We start from the raw sequence: 18,869 nt of genomic DNA, 5'->3' as shown, positions 1-18,869 counted from the left end.
CGGTCAGGAGGCGTGGAGGCCTTCGAGGAGGGTGTCGAGGTAGCGGTGGGCCGTGGTGACGCGGTCGTGGGTGGGGTGGCCGTGGAGGTGGACGGCGTAGGCGATGCCGCACATGAGGGGGACGATGTCGCCGTCGTGGACGGTGGTGCGGACGTGGCCGGCGTCGCGGGCGCGGGCGAAGAGGGCTTTGCCGAGTGCTTGGAGTTGGTGTTTGAGCTCGGTGGTGTGTGGGAGGGCGTCGGTGGTGGAGGCGACGACTTTGACCATGGCGGGGTCGGTGACCTGGGCTTCGACGGTGCGTTCGAGGAAGGTGCGCAGGGCGTGCCAGGGGTTGTCGGCGGTGAGGGCGTGGTGGCCGTGTGCGGTGAGGGTTTCGAGGCAGGGGGTGGCGATGGTTTCGAGGAGGGCTTCGGTGGTGGCGAAGTGGCGGTAGACGGTGCCGACGCCGAGGCCTGCGCGGCGGGCGACGTCGTTGAGCTGCAGTGGGGTGCCTTGGTCGACGAGTTCGCGTGCGACGGCCACGATGCGGTCGAAGTTGCGGGCGGCGTCCTTGCGCAGCGGCGTCATGTGTCCAGGGTAATTGGATAGCCCATCCGTATTGGGTCAGCTGGGCTCGAGTGGCGCGTGCTGTTCACTGAGGCGGCGGATGGCGGCGATCACGTGGGGTTGCAGTGCGGTGCGGTGGGGGGTGGTGGGTGTCCCGTTCGGCCCAATGAGGAGTTGTGTTCGGCCGGTGAGTGCGGGGTCGGTGGCGGCGGTGATGGAGGGTTGTGCGGCGCGGGTGGCGGGTCGGGCGGTGGAGCGGGCGAAGGTGCGTTTGACCAGTGGCCAGAGCAGGCGCAGTGGTGGGGAGACGATGTTCGGGTCGTTCATGGTGCCGTTGGTCATGTCGGTGGCTGCTCCGCCGGGGTCGGCGGCGATCACGGTGATGCCGTTGGTGCGGGTGCTGAGGTCGAGGGTGTAGGCGAGGTTGGCGAGTTTGGCGCGGCCGTACCAGTGGAAGGCGTAGTAGCCGCCGGGTGGTTCGGTGTGGTCGAAGTTCTTCTTGGCGGCGATGACGGCTGCTGAGGTGACGTTGACGATGCGGCCGGTGATGACGGGCAGGAGCAGTTCGGTGAGCAGGTAGGGCGAGAGGTGGTTGACGAGGAAGGTGGCTTCGAGGCCGTCGATGTGCTGGTGTCGGGGGAACATGGCGCCGACGTTGTTGATGAGGACGTCGAGTGGTCCTTCGTCGGTGAGTTTGCGGGCGAGTGCGCGTACTTGGTGCAGTGAGGCGAGGTCGGTGCGGAGGAATCGGGCTTCTCCCCCGATTTGTGCGGTTGCTTGGTGTCCTCGTTGTGGGTCGCGTCCGATGACGGTGACGGCGAATCCGCGTCGTGCGAGTTCTTTTGCGGTTTCGAGTCCGATGCCGGCGGTTGCGGCGGTGATGACTGCTTTGGGTGGCATGGCGTCTCCTGTGTGGATAGATGATCCGTTTCGGGACGCTAGCACATCCGGATGAGCTATCCGTTTGTTGCGTGCGTGAGAATCCCCGCTCGTGGACCTCGCTGTGATCGCCCAGGCCGCGGGCATGTTCGCCGTCACCAACGTCGACGACCTGGTGCTCCTGGCCCTGTTCTTCGCCCGCGCCCGCTCCGCCTGGCAGATCGTGGCCGGTCAGTACCTGGGTTTCGCGGGCATCCTCGTGGTGGCGGTGCTGGGTGCGCTCGGCGCTTCCCTGCTGCCCGAGCAGTTCCGCCCCTGGCTCGGCCTGATCCCCCTGGCGCTGGGCTTGAAGGCGGCCTGGTCGCTGTGGCGCGGGGACGACGACGGCGATCCCGGCGCGGCTCCGGGCGTCCTGGCCGTCGCGGGTGTGACGCTGGCCAACGGTGGCGACAACATCGGCATCTACGTCCCGGTCTTCACGGTGACCGACGCGCTGTGGCTCTACGTCGTGGTGTTCCTGGCGCTCGTGGGCGTGTGGTGCCTGGCGGGCTGGTTCCTGGCCTCCCGGCAGGTGGTCGCCCGCGCGCTGGCCAGGTGGGGTCACATCGCGTTGCCGGTGGTGCTGGTCGGGATCGGTCTGCTGGTGTTGTTCTCCGGCTGAGTCACCGGAACAGGGTGTCGAGCACGTGGCCGAGGATCGCGGCGGGGTCGGCGGCCGGGGCGACGGTCTGGCGCAGGGCGAGGCCGATGCCCAGTGCGCCGAGCAGGACGACGGCCTGCTCCAGGGGCAGGGCGGGGTGCATTCCGAGGCGGCGGGAGTGTTCGCGCAGCAGTGCGGTGACGGCGTCGTCGTGGCGTTGCTGGACGGCGGCGACCTGGGTCGCGGTGCCGGGGTTCTGGGCGGTCGCGGCGAGCACCTCCGCGGCGGCCGCGCTCCACCGCGCGGCCTGGTCGCCGGTCGTGGTGGCGGGTGTGAGTGCGGCGATCAGCTCGTCGCGGGTGGTGGCCGCGCTCAGGGCGGTGCGCAGGGTGTGCAGGTGGGTGTCGGCGTCGGTGTCGACGAGGGCGAGCCAGAGGCCTTCCTTGCCGCCGAAGTGCTTGTAGACGGCGCCGCGGGTGTAGCCGGCGTCGGCGGCGATCTCCTCGACGGTGGCGGCGAGGAAACCGCGGCGCAGGAAGACCTGGCGGCCGGCGGTGAGCAGGTGGTCGTGGGTGAGCCGCTGCTGCTCGGCTCGGGTGAGGCGGGTCATCGCCGTCCATTCGGTAACACGGTGTTTCTGGATACGCGACGTTACTGTACCGTCGGGTGAGTGGAGCTCCTGGCGTCCGTGGCCGCGTTGCTGAGCCTGCCCCTCTTCCTGGCGGGTTTCGCCTGGTACGCCCATCGGGCCCGGCGCAGCGGCAGCGGGCATTCGCTCATGGCGCCGTTCGAGGAGATCTGGGACCCGGTTGCACACCGGACGAACGTCGAGGTCCAGGCCGAGGCCCAGCGGCAGGACGAGGCGCCCGCGCCCGGTGACCCGGTCAGGTTGCGCCGCAGGCGGTAGGCCGGGTGCTCACAGGGGCCACAGCGGCCGTGCGCGGGTGGGGTCCGCGACCGCGTCGGACAGGGCGGCGGCCAGTCCCGCCAGGTCCTGTTCGCTGAGGTCCCTCTCCCCCACCCGGCGCAGCACCTCCGCGCGCGAGCACACCACCACCGCTCCCGGGCAGGCACCGAGCTCGGCCGCGGCGACGATCTCGGTGGCCCCGTCGTGCAGGACCAGGACCGGGTCGGGGGTGTCGGTGTAGAGCAGGTGCTCGATGTCCCTACCCGTGATGGCCATGGTCAGTCTTGTACGGCGCGGGCGTAGCGGGCCGCAAGGGTGCGAACGTGTGCAACCAGGTCGGGCGGTGAGGTGACCTCGAAGTCGAAGCCGAGCATGCTGATCCAGACGGCGAGGGTCTCGACGGAGTCCGAGCCGGTCACCAGGACGCAGGTGTGCTCGTCGACGGCCTCGACGCTGCCGATGGCGGGGCTGATCCGGGTGAGGACCTCGGTCGCGGGGGCGTGGACGAGGACGCGGGCCTCGTAGCGCCAGGCCGCGGAGGTCACCCGGGAGGCGACGTAGGTGGTGGCGTCGAGCTCGCGCGGGGTGAAGCGGGGCCCGTGCGGTGGTACGGGGCGGCTGATGCGGTCGACGCGGAAGCTGCGCCAGTCCTGCTTGTCGGCGTCCCAGGCGACGAGGTACCAGCGGCGGCCCCAGTTGACGAGGCGGTGGGGTTCGGCGCGGCGGCGGGTGGGGGTGCCGTCGTGGGAGGTGTAGTCGAAGCGGAGGGTGTCGCTGTCGCGGCAGGCGGCGGCGAGGGTGGTGAGCAGCTCGGGGTCCAGCGCCGGTGCGGGGCTGTCGCGGGGGACGGACTCGACGCCTTCGAGCGCGGAGACGCGGTGGCGCAGCCGGGAGGGCAGGACCTGTTCGAGCTTGAGCAGGGCGCGCAGCGACACCTCCTCCAGGCCCGTGACCGGCGTGGTGCGCAGGGCCACGGCGACGGCGACGGCCTCGTTGTCGTCGAGCAGCAGCGGGGGCAGCTCGGCGCCGGCGCCGAGGCGGTAGCCGCCGAAGCTGCCGGTGGTGGCGTTGACCGGGTAGCCGAGCTCGCGCAGCCGGTCGACGTCGCGGCGGACGGTGCGGGGGCTGATCCGCAGCTCGTCGGCGAGCTCCGAGCCCTGCCAGTCGCGGCGGGACTGCAGCAGGGCGAGCAGGCGCAGCAAGCGTGCGGAGGTTTCCAACATGACCCGGAACTTTAGGACAGGAGCTGGCCACAATGCCGCGGAGGATGGGTGACACGACGGAGATCAGGGAGTTCCGGGTCGCGGTCGGCGCGGCAGAACTCGACGAGCTGGCGCTGCGCCTGGCGCGCACGCGGTGGACCGACCAGGTGCCCGGTGCGGGGGCGCGCTACGGCGACGAGGTCGAGACCGTGCGGGAGCTGGCGCGGTACTGGGCCGAGGAGTTCGACTGGCGGGCGGTCGAGGCGCGGCTCAACTCCTTCCCGCAGTTCGTCACCGAGATCGACGGCACAGGCGTGCACTTCCTGCACGTGCGCAGCACGAATCCGGACGCGTTGCCGCTGCTGATGATCCACGGCTGGCCGGGCACGGTCCTGGAGTTCGTGGACGTCATCGAGCACCTGCGCGACGACTTCCACCTGGTGATCCCCTCGACCCCCGGTGTCGGGTTCTCCGGTCCCACGACCGCGACCGGCTGGCACTCCGGGCGGGTCGCACGGGCCTACGCGGAGCTGATGAGCCGGCTGGGCCACACCCGCTACGGGGTGCACGGCAACGACGCCGGGGCGATCATCGGCCCGGAGCTGGGCCGGGTGGACGGCGAGCACGTGGCCGGGGTGCACGTCACGCAGGTCTTCTCGTTCCCCTCGGGCGACCCGGCCGAGGTGGAGGGGCTGACGCAGGACGAGCACCGGCGCCCGGGGGTGCTGCAGAACTTCTACGACACCATGTCGGGGTACGCGAAGCTGCAGCAGTCGCGGCCGCAGAACGTGGCGTTCGCCCTGGCCGACTCCCCCACAGGTCAGCTCGCCTGGATCCTGCAGCTGATGGGTGAGCCGGCGGTGAGCAGGGACTTCCTGCTGGCGAACGTGTCGATCCACTGGTTCACCCGCACCGCCGGGTCCTCGGCGCGGCTGTACTACGAGGACGCCCACCGCGAGGACACCCCGGGCGAGCCGACGACGTTCCCGCTGGGCGTGGCCGTCTTCCCCGACGACTTCCAGTCGATCCGCCGCTTCGCCGAACGCGACCACCACAACCTGGTGCACTGGTCGGAGTTCGACCGCGGCGGGCACTGCTCCGGGCACGAGGCACCCGATCTGCTGGCCGAGGACCTGAAGGTGTTCTTCGCGAAGTTGCAGGGCACCCCGCCTCGGTGACGCAGTGGATCGAAGCGGGACTGTGGGGTCTGGCAGGTGGCGGCGCGCTCGTCGCGGGCGCGGTCGTCGCCTGGTTCGTGCGCGTGCCGCGCGACGTGGTCGCGGTGGTGATGGCCTTCGGCGCGGGCGTGCTCATCGCGGCGGCGTCGTTCGAGCTGGTGGACGAGGCCGAGCAGACCGGTGGCCTGCTGGCCACCTCGGCCGGGTTCGCCGGGGGCGCGCTGGCCTACGTGCTGGCGAACGTGGTGCTGGCCCGCCACGGGGCACGGCACCGCAAACGGGCCGCGAACCAGCCCTCGGAGTCCGACCAGGCCGGCAGCGGCACGGCGATCGCGGTCGGCGCCCTGCTCGACGGGGTGCCGGAGTCGGTGGTGCTCGGTGTGTCGCTGCTCGACGGCGGGGGCATCGGGGTCGCGATGCTGGTCGCCGTGGTGATCTCCAACATCCCGGAGGGCCTGTCCAGCGTCGCGGGCATGAAGCAGGCGGGGCGCGGAGCGGGCTACGTCTTCGGCGTGTGGGGTGTGATCGCCGTGGCCAGCGGCATCTCGGCGGCGCTGGGCAACGTGCTGCTCGACGGCGCCTCCCCGCAGGTGATCGCCGTCATCACCGCCACGGCCGCCGGTGCGATCCTGGCGATGATCGCCGACACCATGATCCCCGAGGCCTTCGAACGGGCCCGCCTCTACACCGGGCTGTGCACCACGGCGGGGTTCCTCACGGCGTTCGTGGTGGAACGTTTGGGCTGACGCGGGGTGCCCGGCGGGTGGGCGTTAAGGTCGCTCGCGCCGCCAGCAGGTGGCGCGAGGTGCGGCTGACGAGGAGAGTCGTGGCGATCGGTGAGCTCTACGACGTGGTGCTGGACTGCCCCGAACCGGACGAGCTCGCGGAGTTCTACCGCGAGCTGATCGGCGGGAAGGTCACCGACTCCGACGGGTGGTGGACCACCCTGGAGGCTCCCAGTGGGATGCGGGTGTCGTTCCAGCGCGTCGACGACTACGAGCCGCCGCAGTGGCCCGGCCAGGAGCACCCGCAACAGGTGCACCTCGACGTCATGGTGAGCAACCTCAACGAGTCCGAACCGCTCGTGCTCGAACTCGGGGCGACCAAGCTCAAGGGCTCGCGGTCCAAGACGGGGTTCCGCGTCTACGCCGACCCCGCCGGTCACCCCTTCTGCCTGGTGACCAACTAGGCGGTCCACACGGTCGCGCTGCGGGTCTCGGTGCTCTCCAGCGTCAACGGCACCGGCACCTCGTAGCGCGCCCGCTGCGTGAACCGCTCGCGCGGCAGGTGCGCCCGGTCCGGGTCGCCCAGCAGCACCACCGCGCCCCGTGCCGCCGCCCGGTGCAGGAACGGCAGCACCAGCGCGGTGATCCGCGCGTCGTAGAACACGTCCCCGGCGAGCACCACGCCCGCGCCCGCGGCGTCCCCGGCGAGCTGGTCGGCGGCCAGGGTCGTGACGCGCACCCCGTTGGCCTCGGCGTTGAGCCGCACCGCCGCCAGCGACAACGGGTCGATGTCGTTCGCGACGACCTCCCGCGCTCCCGCCAGCGCGGCGGCGATCGCCACCAGCCCCGAACCGGACGCGAGGTCGAACACCGTGCGGCCCGCGACCAGCTCGGGGTGGTCGAGCACGTGCCGGGCCAGCGCCTGCCCACCGGCCCACGGGAACGCCCAGAACGGCGGCTGGTCGTTTTGCGTGCGCTCCCACAGCTCCATGGCCTCGCACGCGCTGTGCAGCACGATCTCGGGCACGAGCGGCACCGGCGTCGGAGTCGTGTTCGCGAGCACGAACTCCGCCAGGGTCGGAGCGGGCATGACCCAGCAGTCTAGGTGCGCCCGCCCGTCACATCCCGCCGGTCACCCGCAGAACCGCCCCGGTGGTGTAGGAGGCTTCCGCCGACAGCAGCCAGGCAATGGCGTTCGCGATCTCCTCGGCCTCCCCCGCGCGTCCCAGCGGCACCCGCGGCGCCACCCGGTCGGCCCGGTCCGGCACACCGGAGAGCCGGTGGATGTCGGTGCGGACGGTGCCCGGCTGCACGCAGTTCACCCTGATCCCGCGCGGCGCCAGCTCCTTGGCCAGGCCGATCGTCAGCGCGTCGACCGCGGCCTTCGTGGCGGCGTAGTGCACGTACTCGCCGGGGCTGCCCAGCGTCGCGGCACCGGAGGACACGTTCACGATCGCGCCCGCGCTCATCCGCCGGGCCGCCTCGCGGGCCACGAAGAACGCGCCGACGACGTTGACGTCCACGACGCGGCGCAGGTCCTCGGTGCGCAGCTCGGCCAGCGTCCCCACCGGGGAGGTGATGCCCGCGTTGTTCACCACGCCCGTGACCTCGCCGGCGGCGTCGAACAGCCGCGCCACGTCGTGCTCGTCCGCGGTGTCGGCCCGCACGGCCACCACACCCAGCTCCTGCTCCAGGGCACGGGCCTCGTCGGCGGCCTGCCGGTAGCTGATCACGACCCGGTGCCCGTCGCGCACCAGTCTGCGCGCGGTCGCGGCACCGATCCCCCGGCTTCCCCCGGTGATCACCGTTGTCATGCCGGTCACCCTAGGACCCGCACGCCCGCGGTCAGAGCTGCCCGGCGCGGGTCACCACGACGAACGCGACGTTGACCGGGGCGGTCGCGGTCTCGTGGCGGCGGCCGTGCACGCAGGCGGCGCCGTCGCACAACCCAGTGGTGTGTTCACCCGGTCGATGCCGGGTACCCGCCGACGATGAAGGTAAGGGTGTCCTTAGCCATCACCCGATCGGCCGTATAGAGTGCGCAGATGAGGTGCTCCGTACTCGCCGACCTCGCGGGTGAGCCGCTGGCCGGCACGGCCGCGACCGCCACCGCGTGGCTGTGCCTGGAGCAGCCCGGCCCGTGGGGCCGCGACGCGCTGCTCGACAGCCACCTCGACCGCGAGCTGGGTGCCGAGCTGCACCGCCGTGCGAGCGGCACGGGGGTGCGCATCCTGCTGATCCGCCGCCCCGGCCGCCACGCCGACACCGGTGTGCCCGCCCGCCGCCGCGTCTACCTCGCCGCCACCACCCCCGGTGCGTCGTGGCTGGAACAGGCCGACGTCGGCGCGCCCGAGGAGCTGCTGGAGCTGGACTTCGCCGCGCTGGGCGCCGGGCGTTCCACGGCGTTCGGCACACCGGTGCACGACCCGTTGTTGCTGGTGTGCACCAACAGCAAACGCGACGTGTGCTGCGCGCTGTACGGGCGGCCGATCGCCACCGCCCTGAACCTGTGGGAGTGCACCCACACCGGCGGCCACCGCTTCGCCCCCACCGGTGTGCTGCTGCCCACCGGCCACCTCTACGGCCGCCTGGACCACGACCTGGCCGAACGGCTCACCACCAAGGGCGTCTCCGCCGAACGCTGCCGGGGCCGGTCCTGCTTCACCCCGCGCGGGCAGGTCGCCGAGGTCGCCGTGCGCGAGCGGATCGGCGAGACCGGCGACGTGCTCACCGTCGTGGCCGAGAACGCCGGCTCCGCGACCGTGCGCCACGCCGATGGCCGAGAATGGCGGGTGACCCTGACCGAGCGGCCGGTGCCCCCGCGCCCGTCGAGCTGCGGCCGCTCACCCGACACCGCGACCGCACTGGTCGCGACCGCCGTCGACGAACTGGTGAGCGCGTGCCGCCCAGGCTGATCCACCTCAACGGTCCCACCGGCGTGGGCAAGTCCACCCTCGCCGCCCGCTACGCCGCCGACCACCCGCTCACGCTCAACCTCGACGCCGACCGGATCGTGGGCCTGGTCGGCGGCTGGCAGGACGACTTCTTCGCCACCGTCGACCTGGTCCGCCCGCTCGCGCTCACCATGGCCGCCCACCACCTGCGCACCGGGCACGACGTCGTGATGCCGCAGCTGATCACCCGCCGCGACCAGCGCGACGTCCTCGCCGACGCGGTGAGCTCCGCCGGCGCGCGGTACGTGGAGGTGGTGCTGCTCGCCCCGCGGACCACGGCGATCACCCGGTTCGAGCAGCGCGACGAACCCATCGACGCCGTGGTGAGGGCACTGGGCGGGCAGGCGCTGATCCACCAGGTGTTCGACGACCTGCAGCAGTACCTGACACCGGGGACGACGGTCATCGACAACGGCGGGCTGGACGTGGAACAGACCTACGCCGCGCTGCTCGCGGCCCTGGGCTAGCTGCCCGCTTCGCGGTGCTGCGCCGGGGGCGCGACCGGGCCGGGCACGGTCGCGGAGAACACGCCGATGCCCAGCGCGTACGGGTCGTCCAGGCCCACGGTCTCCAGCGTGTCCACCGGCAACGCCAGCAACGAGATCGCCACCCCCAGGAAGTACGCGTCGAGCAGGCCCGTGTCGCGCACCGTCGAGGGCAGCCCCGCGGCCTGCTGCAGAGCGGCGGCGGCCTCGGCGTTGGCCAGCACCATGCCCGACAACGCCGCACGCACCCCCGGCCGGCGCACCGCCTCCAGGTACAGCTCCACCATCGCGAGCATCTGCGTCGGGTCCTCGGCGACCGCGCGCCGCAGCAGCGCCGGGTAGAGCTCGGCGACGTCGGCGGGGCTGATGTCGGCCGGGGTGGTCTCGCGCAGGCGGTCCACGGCGGCGCGGTGCAGGGCGGTCATGCGCGCGGCGGAGGCCTCGAGGATGGCCTCGCGGGTCGGGAAGTAGTTCTTGGTGGTGCCGATGGGGACGCCGGCCTCGCGGTCGATCGCGCGGTGGGTCAGTCCCCGGCCGCCCTCCACCGCGAGGATCTGGATCGCGGTGTCGCACAGGAGATCACGACGGCTCACGCCCCGAGGGTACTTGGTCACCGCTGGTCCGCGGCACCGGGCGGAACGCGCTGGTCCCGGCGGTCGCGGTGAGCACCCCGCGGTCGATCACCAGGAACAGGCCGCACACGCACCGCACGTAGGCGACCGGGCCGTGGCGGGACAGGGCGGAGTCGCAGGGCCAGTGGCACGCGGGGCAGGTGGCGATCATGCCCCCAACTCTGGTGTCATGGTCTAGTGCATTTCAACCCTTACGGCGGGGCGGCCGCCGAGCTCGCCGCGACCCTGGTCAACGCCGACCCCGCCACACCCCTGCTCGACGTGCTGAAAGCCTCGGACTACAAGCCGCTGGGCTCGCTGGACGCACGCCAGGAACGTGACGTGCGGAACTGGGTCGAGCGGCTGCGGCAGGTCTTCCGCGAACCGGGCGTCGACCTGCTCAACGACCTGCTCGCCCGGTCCTCGACCACGCACTACATCTCCACCCACGACGGCCGCGCGCCGCACCTGCACTACGCACGCGAGGACGCGCCGACCGACGTGCGGCTCAAGGCCTACACCGCGGCGGGGATGGCGGCGCTGTTCTGCGAGGACGCCGGGCGCATCGGCTGGTGCGACCGCGACGGCTGCGACACCGTCTACGTCGACACCAGCCGCAACGGCCGCCGCCGGTTCTGCTCCACCAGGTGCGCCAACCGCGTCAACGTCGCCAACCACCGCAGCCGCCGGCCCGCCTGACTCCCCCGGCCGGCTCAGCCGGTGACGAGGACCGCGGACTCTCATGCCGGTACTGCGGTCCGGGTGATCACGTTAGGGTCGGGCCATGACCGAGGAGCTGGTGTTCGCCGGTGTCGCCGGGCAGGCCGCGGCGATCAGGGCGGGCGAGGTGACCTCGCGTGAGCTGGTGCGGCGGCACCTGGAGCGCATCGAACGGCTCGACCCGGTGCTGCGGGCGTTCCGGGTCGTGTTCGCCGAGCAGGCGCTGGCCGAAGCCGACGCCGCCGACCGCTGCGATGCCGACCTGCCGCTGCGCGGTGTGCCGATCGCGGTCAAGGAGGACCTCGCGGTCGCCGGTCTGCCCACCACCGGGGGCACCAACGCCGCACGCACCCCGCAGCCGGCCGACTCCGCGGTCGTGGCCCGGCTGCGCGCCGCCGGCGCGGTGGTCATCGGCCGCACCCGGATGCCGGAGCTGGGGCTGTGGCCCCACACCGAGAGCGGCTGGGCCGGGCCCACGCGCAACCCGTGGTCGCTCACGCACTCCCCCGGCGGGTCCAGCGGCGGATCGGCGGCCGCGGTCGCGGCGGGACTGGCCGCGGCGGCGATCGGCACCGACGGCGCCGGGTCCATCCGCATCCCGGCGGCGGTGACCGGCCTGTTCGGGCTCAAGCCCCAGCGCGGCCGCGTCTCCCTCGCCCCGCAGCCCCAGGCGTGGGGCGGGCTCGTGGTGGCCGGGCCGATCACCCGCACGGTCGAGGACTGGGCGCTGGTCGCCGATCAGATCCACGGCCCCGTGCCCGGTGACGCGCACGTCGCCCACCCGCCGCGCACCACGTTCACCGACGCCGCCCGCACCGACCCCGGCCGGTTGCGCATCGGGGTGTCGCTGCGGCCGTGGGGACCGGGCATCGGCATCGACGACGAGGTCCGCGACGCCGTGCAGGACACCGCCGCCCTGCTGACCGACCTGGGCCACGACGTCGTGCGGCTCGACCCGCCGATGAAGGACCTGTCGGCCTCCACCCGCTTCGCGCTGCGCTACCTGCACAACGCCCACCTCGCCCGCACCGAGGTGGAGCTGCCGGACCTGCTCGAACCGCGCACCCGCGCCGCCGCCGACCTCGGCCGGCGCCTGCCGCGGGCGCTCGTGCGTTGGTCACGCAGCCAGGACGCGGCGCTCACGGCGCACGCGAACCGCGTCTTCGGCCGGGTCGACGTGCTGCTGACCCCGGCGCTGACCCGGCCGCCGATCCGCGTGGGCGAGTGGAACCGCACCACTGTCGTCGCGGCTCTGCTGGCCGCCGCCCGCTACACGACGTTCCTGCCGTTGTGGAACATCGTGGGCAACCCGGCCGCGTGCGTCCCCGCCGGCCGCAGCGCCGCGGGACTGCCGCTCGCGGTGCAGCTCGTGGGCCGCCAGCACGACGAGTGCACCCTGCTCTCGCTCTCCGCCCAGCTCGAACGCGTCCGGCCGTGGGCGGACCGGACCCCTTCCGGCCTCGACCACGCAGCACGAGTGCGGACTGTCCGGAGGTGAACTGGTCAGAGGCCGCGGCGCGACAGCTCGTCGAGCAGCTCCCGGTCGGCGACGTGCCGTGACTTGATGTGCTCCAGGTAGTCGGCGAACGCGTCCGGCTGCAGACCGCGCAGCTGCCGCAACCACCCCACGACCACCTCCTGCTCCTGCACCCCGCGCCGCGCCAGCTCGACCTCGACGATGCGCCGGTACACCTCGATCGCCAACCGGCCACCGTCACGCACCAGGTGCTCCACCAGCTCCGCGCGCAACGGCGGCCACTCGTCGGTGTGCACCACCAGCGCACGGGCCTTGAGGTAGATCTCCAGGTTGGGCCGCACCAGGAACGCCTCCCGGCACACCGCGACCGCCCGGTGCGGTGCCGCCCGGCGCAGGTGCTCCTCCACCGCCAGGTCGATCAACCGCAACGCCGCACCCCGCCCACCGGTCGCGCGCAACCCCCGGTCGATCCACTCCAGCGCTTCATCGGCGCGGCCCGCGTCGCGCAGCACCGTGGCGACCTGCAGGTAGTGCCACCCCGAGGACAGGTCCTTGGACAGCACCAGCAGCTGCAGGTCCACGTCGTCGGTGTACTCGGCCAGCTCCTCCATCACCCGCAGCAACGCCCACCGGGCCCGGTCGTAGCGGCCGGTCTCCCCGAACCCCACCACCGGCAACGGCTCGAACAACGCGACCGCCCGCTCGCGGTAGTGCGCCAGCCCCTCGTCGTCCAGCGCCTCCGCGTACGGCGCCAGCGCGACCTCAGGCGCCTCGGGGTGCTCCAGCTGCAGATCGAGCAGCCAGTCGGCGAGCCGCACCGGGTCAGGCGTGCTCACCGCGCACGCGCGGGCGTGGATGTCGAGCACCCGGTGGGTCAGCTCCGCCAGCTCCACCCGGTGTCTTCGGCTGCCCGCGACCCCGTCGGCGAGCTGCGTGACGATCTGCTCGACCAGCGCCACCAGCTCCGGCCCCGGATCGGTGAGCAGCAAGGACTGCAGCTCCACCGACACGGCGGTGAGCTCCTGCCAGCACGCCGGCCAGTCGGCGTCGTCCTCACCACCGGCCTCGGCGAGCGCGGAAGCCACGGCGGCGGGCAGCGAGTTCATCACAACATCAAACACTCGTCACTCGACCGAGTGCTACCGATGTCGCCCTAACGGAACCCTGCTGTTCACCGCTCGTGGTCGCCCGCCTACAGCTCGGCGAGCTTGCGGGTCAGCACCGCCCGCTCACGCTCGTTGCCGCACAGGACCAACGCGCGCTCAAGCTCGGCCCGGGCCTCGTCCACCCGCCCCAGCCGCCGCAGCAACTCCCCCCGCACCCCCGGCAACTGGTGGGAGTCGCGAAACGCCTCCGACCCGGCCAGCCCGTCCACGATCGGCAGCGCCGCCTCCGGCCCCCGCGCCATCGACACCGCCACCGCGCGGTTGAGGTCCACCACCGGTGAGGGCGCGAGCCGGCCCAGCGCCTCGTACAGGACGACGATGCGGTTCCAGTCGGTCTGCTCGACCGAGGGCGCCAAGGCGTGGCACTCGGCGATCGCGGCCTGCAGCCCGTAGTAGCCGTAGCCGCGGCCCGCGTCGGCGGCCTTCGCCAGGGCGGCGCGGCCGCGGGTGATGGCCGAGCGGTCCCAGCGGCGGCGGTCCTGGTCCTCCAGCAGCACCGTCTCCCCGTCGGGGCCGCGGCGGGCCGGGAAGCGGGCGGCCGTGAGCTCCAGCAACGCCAGCAGGCTGTGCACCTCGGGTTCCCCCGGCATCAGCCGCGCCAGGATGCGGGCCATGCGCTGCGCCTCACCGGCCAGGTCCAGGCGCATCACCTCGTCACCGGAGCTGGCCGACGAACCCTCGGTGAAGATCAGGTAGATCACGCTGAGCACCTGCGCGAGGCGCTTCGGGCGGTCGGCGGCGGGCGGCACCTCGAACGGCACGTTCGCCGCGCCCAGCGTCTTCTTCGCCCGCGTGATGCGCGCCTGCACCGTCGCGGTCGGCACCAGGAACGCCCGCGCGATCTCGTCGCTGCTCAGACCGCCGATCACGCGCAACGTCATCGCGACGGCGGCCTTCCGCGACAGCACCGGGTGGCACGAGGTGAACACCAGCGCCAAGGTGTCGTCATCGATCTGGTCGGGGTCCCACAGCACGTCGCCGGGGGCCGGGCCGGGTTCGGTGGCACCGGTCAGCGCGCCGCCCTCGGGCAGGTGGTGGGCGAGGGCGGCGTACTTCTCGTCACGGGTGCTGCGCCGGCGGAACGCGTCGATCGCCCGGCGCCGCCCGACGGTGAGCAACCACCCCGCCGGATTGGCCGGCACGCCCTCGCGCGGCCACGTCACCAGCGCCTCGGCCAGCGCCTCCTGCGCGAGGTCCTCGGCCAGGGCGAAGTCACCGGTGTAGCGGGTGAGCGCACCGACGATCCGTGCGGAGTCGATGCGCCACACCGCGGCGACGGCCTTGCGGCCGGTGGGGTCGCTCATGGCGCCCAAAATAGATCAGACGCGTGTGCTCAGAGCTGGCCGGTGGACTCGCGCCAGGCCCGCTCCTTCTTGATCCACTCGTTGTCCTGGGGGAACTCGTGGATCTCGGACACGCGGCGGATCTCGGTCTTGAACCCGGCGGCGGTCATCGGGGTGCGCTTGGCCCACTCGACGGCCTCCTCGATGGAGTCCACCCGGATCAGGTAGAAGCCGTTGAACAGCTCCTTGGTCTCCCCGTAGGGGCCGTCGGTGACCACCGGCGGCTCGGAGGAGAAGTCGACGACCACACCCTCCTCCGCGGGTGCGAGGCCCTCGGCGGCGATCAGCACACCGGCCTCGATGAGCTCCTCGTTGAAGCGGCCGACGGTCTCGATCATCTGGTCGAAGTCGATCTCGCCCAGGTTGCTCCACGCCTCGTCGGACTCGACGCGCCAGATGAGCATGAACTTCATGACGATCTCCCCAGGGGGTTCGGGTGGGTCCGGTGTGGACCCTTTCACGCCCAGGTCGAACGGGCCGGTACCGGGATCGACACCGGCCCGCAGATTTTCCAAGTTTTCTTGTTTCCGCAGCTCACGACGGCGAACGGCCCGCCCCCGGTGGCAGGGGCGGGCCGTTCCTCGTCGTGTCTTGTGCTCAGGCCTGCTCGTCGGGCTGGTGCAGGGAACGCGGCTGCTCGGCCTCCAGCTCCGGGAACGCCGCCGCGCCGCCCACGGACCGCGGCGGTGCGCTCAGCGGACTGGGCACCTCCTTGCGGGCCACCGCCTCCGCGGCGGCGACGGCCTCGGCGACCTTCGGGTCGGGCTTGGTGTCGAACCAGTCGGCGACCGACGGGTCGTCCTGCTCCGGCTTCGGCCGCTCACCGGTGTCGGCGGGCGGCTCGTAGCGGAACACACCGTCCTCACCGGGTGCGCCGAGCATGCGGGCGAACCCCTCGAGGGCCTTGCCGTAGTCCGACGGGATCATCCACACCTTGTTCGCGTCGCCCTGCGCCATCTGCGGCAACGTCTGCAGGTACTGGTACGCCAGCACCTCCGGGGTGGGGCGGCCGTCCTTGATGGCGGCGAAGACCTTCTCGATCGCCTTCGCCTGGCCCTGCGCCTGCAGGTAGCGGGCGGCGCGTTCACCCTGCGCGCGCAGGATCGCGGACTGCCGCTCGGCCTCCGCGGTGAGGATCGCGGCCTGCTTGGCGCCCTCGGCGGCGAGGATCTGCGACTGCTTCTGGCCCTCGGCGGTCTTGATGGACGACTCGCGCTGGCCTTCGGCGTTGAGGATCATGGCGCGCTTCTCGCGGTCGGCGCGCATCTGCTTCTCCATCGAGTCCTGGATCGACGGCGGCGGGTCGATGGACTTCAGCTCCACCCGCGCCACCCGCAGGCCCCAGCGGCCGGTGGCCTCGTCGAGCACCCCGCGCAGCTGACCGTTGATGTGGTCGCGGGAGGTCAGCGTCTCCTCCAGGCTCATGCCACCGACGAGGTTGCGCAGCGTCGTGATCGTGAGCTGCTCGACACCGACGATGTAGTTGGAGATCTCGTAGACGGCGCTGCGCGGCTCGGTGACCTGGAAGTACACGACCGTGTCGATCGACACCGTCAGGTTGTCCTGGGTGATCACCGGCTGTGGCGGGAACGACACGACCTGCTCGCGCAGGTCGATGCGGGCCCGCACCTTGTCGATGAACGGCACGATGATGTTCAGGCCGGGCGCGGCGGTGTTGCGGTAGCGGCCCAGACGTTCGATGACGGCGGCCTGCGCCTGCGGGATGACCAGCACCGATTTCACGGCGACGATCAACACGAACAGGGCGATGACGGCCGCGACCACGCCGGTGATCGGGTCCAACTCGGTTCACATCCTTCTGGGCTCCGACGGCCGGTCGCGTGATCGCAGCGCGGCGGTCAGACCGCGGCGATCACCACGGCCGTCGCTCCCGAGATCTCGACTACGGTGACGGCCTCGCCTGCCGCGATCACGGACCCGTCGAGGGTGCGCGCGCTCCAGGTGTCGCCGCCGATCTTGACCTGCCCGCCGTGCTCGTCCACCTCGGACACCGCGACGGCCTTGCTGCCCAGCAGCGCCTCGTGGTGCATCCGCACGCTGGAACCCAGCTGCAGCCGCCTCTTGAGCAGCGGCCGGGCACCGGCGATCAGACCCACCGAGGACGCGGCGAAGACGAGGACGCTCACCAGGTCACCAGCACCCAGCGCGGTCACCCCCGCCGCGGCCAGCGCGGCGGCGCCGAGCATCACCAGCACGAAGTCACCGGAGAGAACCTCGGCGACGACGAGCAGGATCCCGACGATCAGCCAGATCAGCGCGGCCATGCGCCCATACATACACCACGGGCCGCCCGACCGGCTGAACTTCAGCGCGCTGCGCCCCCGACCGTGACAAAACCGATCATCCTGCGGCGTCGACACCTGCGGCCGCCGTTCGTGTGAGGGAGGGGCCGGCGCCGCTGACCCGGTTCGCACTCACCGGCAGCACCACCACCGGCACGGATGTGCTCGTCGCCCGCTACAGGCGGGTCAGTCCCGGGGAACGGTGACGAAGTCGATGAGCCGCTCCACGGCGCCGAGCAGGTCGGACTCGACGTCGCGGTAGCTGCTGACCGCGCCGAGCACCCGCTGCCAGCCCTCCCAGGTCTCACCCCACCCCAACTGCGCGCACACCCCTTCCTTCCACGGGATGTGCCTGGGCACCACCGGCCACGCCTCGATCTTCACGGCGGCGGGTTTCACGGCCTGCCAGATGTCGACGTAGGGGTGGCCGGTGACCAGCACGTTGTCGTCGCGGACCTGATCGATGATGCGCTGCTCCTTCGACCCGGCGACGAGGTGGTCCACCAGCACGCCCAGGCGGCGGTGCGCCGCGGTGCCGAACTCGGCGATGCGGGCGGGCAGGTCGTCGACGCCGTCGAGGGGTTCCACGACGATGCCCTCGACGCGCAGGTCGTGGCCCCAGACGCGTTCGACGAGCTCGGCGTCGTGCTTGCCCTCGACCCAGATGCGGCTGGCCTTGGCCGTCCGCGCCCGCAGCCCCTCGACCTTCACCGAACCGGAGGCGCTGATGCGCGCCTTCTGCGGCGCGGCCACGGGCCGCACGAGCGTGACGGGCTGCCCGTCGACGAGGAACCCGGCGGGCGTGAGCGGGAACAGCCGGTGGCGGCCGTGGCGGTCCTCCAGCACGACGTTGCCGTGCTCGAACTTCACGACCGCGCCGCAGAAGCCGCTGGCGGGGTCCTCGACGACGAGACCGGGTTCGGCCGCGACCTCGCGGACCTTCTTGCGCTTCGGGGTGGACAGGACATCGCGGCCGTAGTCGTGAGAACGCACCCGCAGACCCTAGCCGTAGAACGGTTTGAAGGCGGTGAGCCACTCGTGCACGCGGTCGAGGTCCACGTCGGCGCCGTGCAGGTCGTACCCGCCGTGCACGAAGTCCAGCCAGTCCACCGCCGGGTCACCCACGCACGCCCGTGGGTCGATCGCCACCGGCCCGCGCGCGCTCTGCAGGACGTTGCCGGGGTGCATGTCGCCGTGCAGCAGCACCACCGGGGTGTTGTCGGTGGCGAGCCGGCGGGCCTTGGCGTGCTCGGTGGCGTAGTAGGTGCCGGTGCGGCGCGGCAGCAACGTCTCGAACAGGAAGTCCACGCGGGCGCGCAGCGGCGGGAACCCCTTCGGGTCGGCCTGGTGCAGCACCGGCACCACACGCGCCGGGTCGGTGGCCTCGGTGCCGGGGTGCAGCAGCTCCAGCAGCAGGGCGCCGCGGGCGAGGTCGGTGTCGAGCAGGTCCACCGCCGCGGGTGTGTCGGCCCACGCGGTGAGCGCCTTGGCCTCGTGGGCGGCGATGTCGTGCTCGGGGGTCAGCTTGAGCACCGCGTTCGTGCACCGGAACGTGACACCGGTGCCGCCGGGCATCGGCTCGACGACGGTGAGGCCCCAGCGGGCGGAGAGGGTGGCGACCAGGTCGGGCAGGGCGTCGAGCCAGGTGGTGGCGGAGTCTCCGAAACGGCGGACCAGGCGGGCTCTGGCGGGGTCGTCGATCACCCGCTTCACGCTAGCGACTCGGGCCAGGA

General features: G+C 72.2%; 25 protein-coding genes. 9 read left to right on the top strand and 16 right to left on the bottom strand.

The features are described 5' to 3' along the window. Positions 1-3: 3 nt before the first annotated feature. Together AB0A63_RS22505 and AB0A63_RS22500 are read right to left on the bottom strand one after the other, a co-directional pair. On the bottom strand, positions 4-567 hold the full coding sequence (locus tag AB0A63_RS22505) for a TetR/AcrR family transcriptional regulator (RefSeq protein WP_360394510.1): 564 nt from the start codon (positions 565-567) through the stop codon (positions 4-6). A gap of 36 nt (positions 568-603) precedes the next feature. After that, complete coding sequence (locus tag AB0A63_RS22500; RefSeq protein ID WP_360394507.1) at positions 604-1,446, bottom strand: SDR family NAD(P)-dependent oxidoreductase; 843 nt, start codon at positions 1,444-1,446, stop codon at positions 604-606. A gap of 91 nt (positions 1,447-1,537) precedes the next feature. On the opposite strand from AB0A63_RS22500, the gene AB0A63_RS22495 reads away from it, so the two are divergent. After that, positions 1,538-2,086 carry a cadmium resistance transporter gene (locus tag AB0A63_RS22495; RefSeq protein WP_360394504.1) on the top strand — a complete coding sequence of 183 codons (549 nt, stop codon included), beginning with the start codon at positions 1,538-1,540 and terminating at the stop codon, positions 2,084-2,086. 1 nt (position 2,087) lies between these two features. Here the strand turns inward: AB0A63_RS22495 and AB0A63_RS22490 are convergent, their stop codons facing one another. Further along, positions 2,088-2,675: a TetR/AcrR family transcriptional regulator gene (locus AB0A63_RS22490; RefSeq protein WP_360394501.1), complete on the bottom strand. Its 588-nt coding sequence runs from the start codon at positions 2,673-2,675 to the stop codon at positions 2,088-2,090. 60 nt (positions 2,676-2,735) lie between these two features. Here AB0A63_RS22490 and AB0A63_RS22485 point away from each other — a divergent pair, with 60 nt between their 5' ends. Then, positions 2,736-2,972, top strand: coding sequence for a hypothetical protein (locus tag AB0A63_RS22485; protein ID WP_360394499.1), 237 nt, complete (start codon positions 2,736-2,738; stop codon positions 2,970-2,972). 9 nt (positions 2,973-2,981) lie between these two features. Here the strand turns inward: AB0A63_RS22485 and AB0A63_RS22480 are convergent, their stop codons facing one another. Beyond that, positions 2,982-3,248, bottom strand: a complete 267-nt coding sequence (locus AB0A63_RS22480) for a hypothetical protein (protein WP_360394496.1) — start codon at positions 3,246-3,248, stop codon at positions 2,982-2,984. A gap of 2 nt (positions 3,249-3,250) precedes the next feature. Continuing rightward, positions 3,251-4,195: a YafY family protein gene (locus tag AB0A63_RS22475; RefSeq protein WP_360394493.1), complete on the bottom strand. Its 945-nt coding sequence runs from the start codon at positions 4,193-4,195 to the stop codon at positions 3,251-3,253. A 44-nt stretch (positions 4,196-4,239) separates the two neighbouring features. Here AB0A63_RS22475 and AB0A63_RS22470 point away from each other — a divergent pair, with 44 nt between their 5' ends. The 3 genes from AB0A63_RS22470 to AB0A63_RS22460 all read left to right on the top strand — a co-directional run bounded on the left by AB0A63_RS22470 (position 4,240) and on the right by AB0A63_RS22460 (position 6,541). Next, on the top strand, positions 4,240-5,352 hold the full coding sequence (locus AB0A63_RS22470; protein ID WP_360394490.1) for an epoxide hydrolase: 1,113 nt from the start codon (positions 4,240-4,242) through the stop codon (positions 5,350-5,352). Beyond that, complete coding sequence (locus AB0A63_RS22465; protein WP_360394487.1) at positions 5,349-6,098, top strand: ZIP family zinc transporter; 750 nt, start codon at positions 5,349-5,351, stop codon at positions 6,096-6,098. The genes AB0A63_RS22470 and AB0A63_RS22465 overlap by 4 nt, the downstream gene beginning before the upstream one ends. 80 nt (positions 6,099-6,178) lie before the next feature. Beyond that, positions 6,179-6,541, top strand: coding sequence for a VOC family protein (locus AB0A63_RS22460; RefSeq protein ID WP_360394854.1), 363 nt, complete (start codon positions 6,179-6,181; stop codon positions 6,539-6,541). Here AB0A63_RS22460 and AB0A63_RS22455 read toward each other — a convergent pair. Then, positions 6,538-7,167, bottom strand: a complete 630-nt coding sequence (locus AB0A63_RS22455) for a 50S ribosomal protein L11 methyltransferase (RefSeq protein ID WP_360394484.1) — start codon at positions 7,165-7,167, stop codon at positions 6,538-6,540. The genes AB0A63_RS22460 and AB0A63_RS22455 overlap by 4 nt on opposite strands. 28 nt (positions 7,168-7,195) lie before the next feature. Beyond that, positions 7,196-7,900, bottom strand: coding sequence for an SDR family oxidoreductase (locus tag AB0A63_RS22450; RefSeq protein WP_360394481.1), 705 nt, complete (start codon positions 7,898-7,900; stop codon positions 7,196-7,198). Between the two features lie 222 nt (positions 7,901-8,122). Between AB0A63_RS22450 and AB0A63_RS22445 the strand changes: the two genes are divergently transcribed. Next, on the top strand, positions 8,123-8,992 hold the full coding sequence (locus AB0A63_RS22445) for a sucrase ferredoxin (protein ID WP_360394478.1): 870 nt from the start codon (positions 8,123-8,125) through the stop codon (positions 8,990-8,992). Further along, a complete protein-coding gene (locus AB0A63_RS22440; RefSeq protein WP_360394475.1) occupies positions 8,977-9,498 on the top strand; it encodes an AAA family ATPase in 522 nt (173 codons plus the stop codon). Before AB0A63_RS22445 ends, AB0A63_RS22440 begins: the two co-directional genes overlap by 16 nt. Here the strand turns inward: AB0A63_RS22440 and AB0A63_RS22435 are convergent. Continuing rightward, positions 9,495-10,109, bottom strand: coding sequence for a TetR/AcrR family transcriptional regulator (locus AB0A63_RS22435; RefSeq protein ID WP_360394472.1), 615 nt, complete (start codon positions 10,107-10,109; stop codon positions 9,495-9,497). The two genes, AB0A63_RS22440 and AB0A63_RS22435, sit on opposite strands and share 4 nt — an antisense overlap. Beyond that, entirely contained in the window at positions 10,096-10,299 is a 204-nt protein-coding gene (locus AB0A63_RS22430; protein ID WP_360394470.1) for a hypothetical protein, read from the bottom strand. Before AB0A63_RS22430 ends, AB0A63_RS22435 begins: the two co-directional genes overlap by 14 nt. 26 nt (positions 10,300-10,325) lie before the next feature. On the opposite strand from AB0A63_RS22430, the gene AB0A63_RS22425 reads away from it, so the two are divergent. Together AB0A63_RS22425 and AB0A63_RS22420 are read left to right on the top strand one after the other, a co-directional pair. Beyond that, positions 10,326-10,826, top strand: coding sequence for a CGNR zinc finger domain-containing protein (locus AB0A63_RS22425; protein WP_360394468.1), 501 nt, complete (start codon positions 10,326-10,328; stop codon positions 10,824-10,826). An 85-nt stretch (positions 10,827-10,911) separates the two neighbouring features. After that, positions 10,912-12,345 (top strand): amidase, encoded by a 1,434-nt coding sequence (locus tag AB0A63_RS22420; protein WP_360394465.1) that lies wholly within the window; start codon positions 10,912-10,914, stop codon positions 12,343-12,345. Positions 12,346-12,350: 5 nt separating this feature from the next. Here AB0A63_RS22420 and AB0A63_RS22415 read toward each other — a convergent pair whose 3' ends face one another. From AB0A63_RS22415 to AB0A63_RS22385, 7 genes are all read right to left on the bottom strand, one after another. Continuing rightward, complete coding sequence (locus tag AB0A63_RS22415) at positions 12,351-13,430, bottom strand: hypothetical protein (RefSeq protein ID WP_360394462.1); 1,080 nt, start codon at positions 13,428-13,430, stop codon at positions 12,351-12,353. A gap of 86 nt (positions 13,431-13,516) precedes the next feature. Then, positions 13,517-14,794, bottom strand: a complete 1,278-nt coding sequence (locus AB0A63_RS22410) for a DUF6596 domain-containing protein (RefSeq protein WP_360394459.1) — start codon at positions 14,792-14,794, stop codon at positions 13,517-13,519. A 29-nt stretch (positions 14,795-14,823) separates the two neighbouring features. Beyond that, positions 14,824-15,246, bottom strand: coding sequence for a YciI family protein (locus AB0A63_RS22405; protein WP_360394457.1), 423 nt, complete (start codon positions 15,244-15,246; stop codon positions 14,824-14,826). A gap of 184 nt (positions 15,247-15,430) precedes the next feature. Beyond that, entirely contained in the window at positions 15,431-16,636 is a 1,206-nt protein-coding gene (locus tag AB0A63_RS22400) for an SPFH domain-containing protein (RefSeq protein WP_360394454.1), read from the bottom strand. A gap of 56 nt (positions 16,637-16,692) precedes the next feature. Beyond that, complete coding sequence (locus AB0A63_RS22395) at positions 16,693-17,118, bottom strand: NfeD family protein (RefSeq protein ID WP_360394452.1); 426 nt, start codon at positions 17,116-17,118, stop codon at positions 16,693-16,695. 204 nt (positions 17,119-17,322) lie between these two features. Then, on the bottom strand, positions 17,323-18,129 hold the full coding sequence (locus tag AB0A63_RS22390) for a DUF3097 domain-containing protein (RefSeq protein WP_360394450.1): 807 nt from the start codon (positions 18,127-18,129) through the stop codon (positions 17,323-17,325). 9 nt (positions 18,130-18,138) lie between these two features. Then, complete coding sequence (locus AB0A63_RS22385) at positions 18,139-18,840, bottom strand: aminoglycoside phosphotransferase family protein (RefSeq protein WP_360394447.1); 702 nt, start codon at positions 18,838-18,840, stop codon at positions 18,139-18,141. Positions 18,841-18,869 lie beyond the last annotated feature (29 nt).

It is taken from the genome of Lentzea sp. NPDC042327 (genome assembly GCF_040647275.1).
Taxonomy (GTDB): domain Bacteria; phylum Actinomycetota; class Actinomycetes; order Mycobacteriales; family Pseudonocardiaceae; genus Lentzea.
Note: the sequence above shows the minus strand (reverse complement) of the source record. Positions and strands in the feature narration are given on the sequence as shown.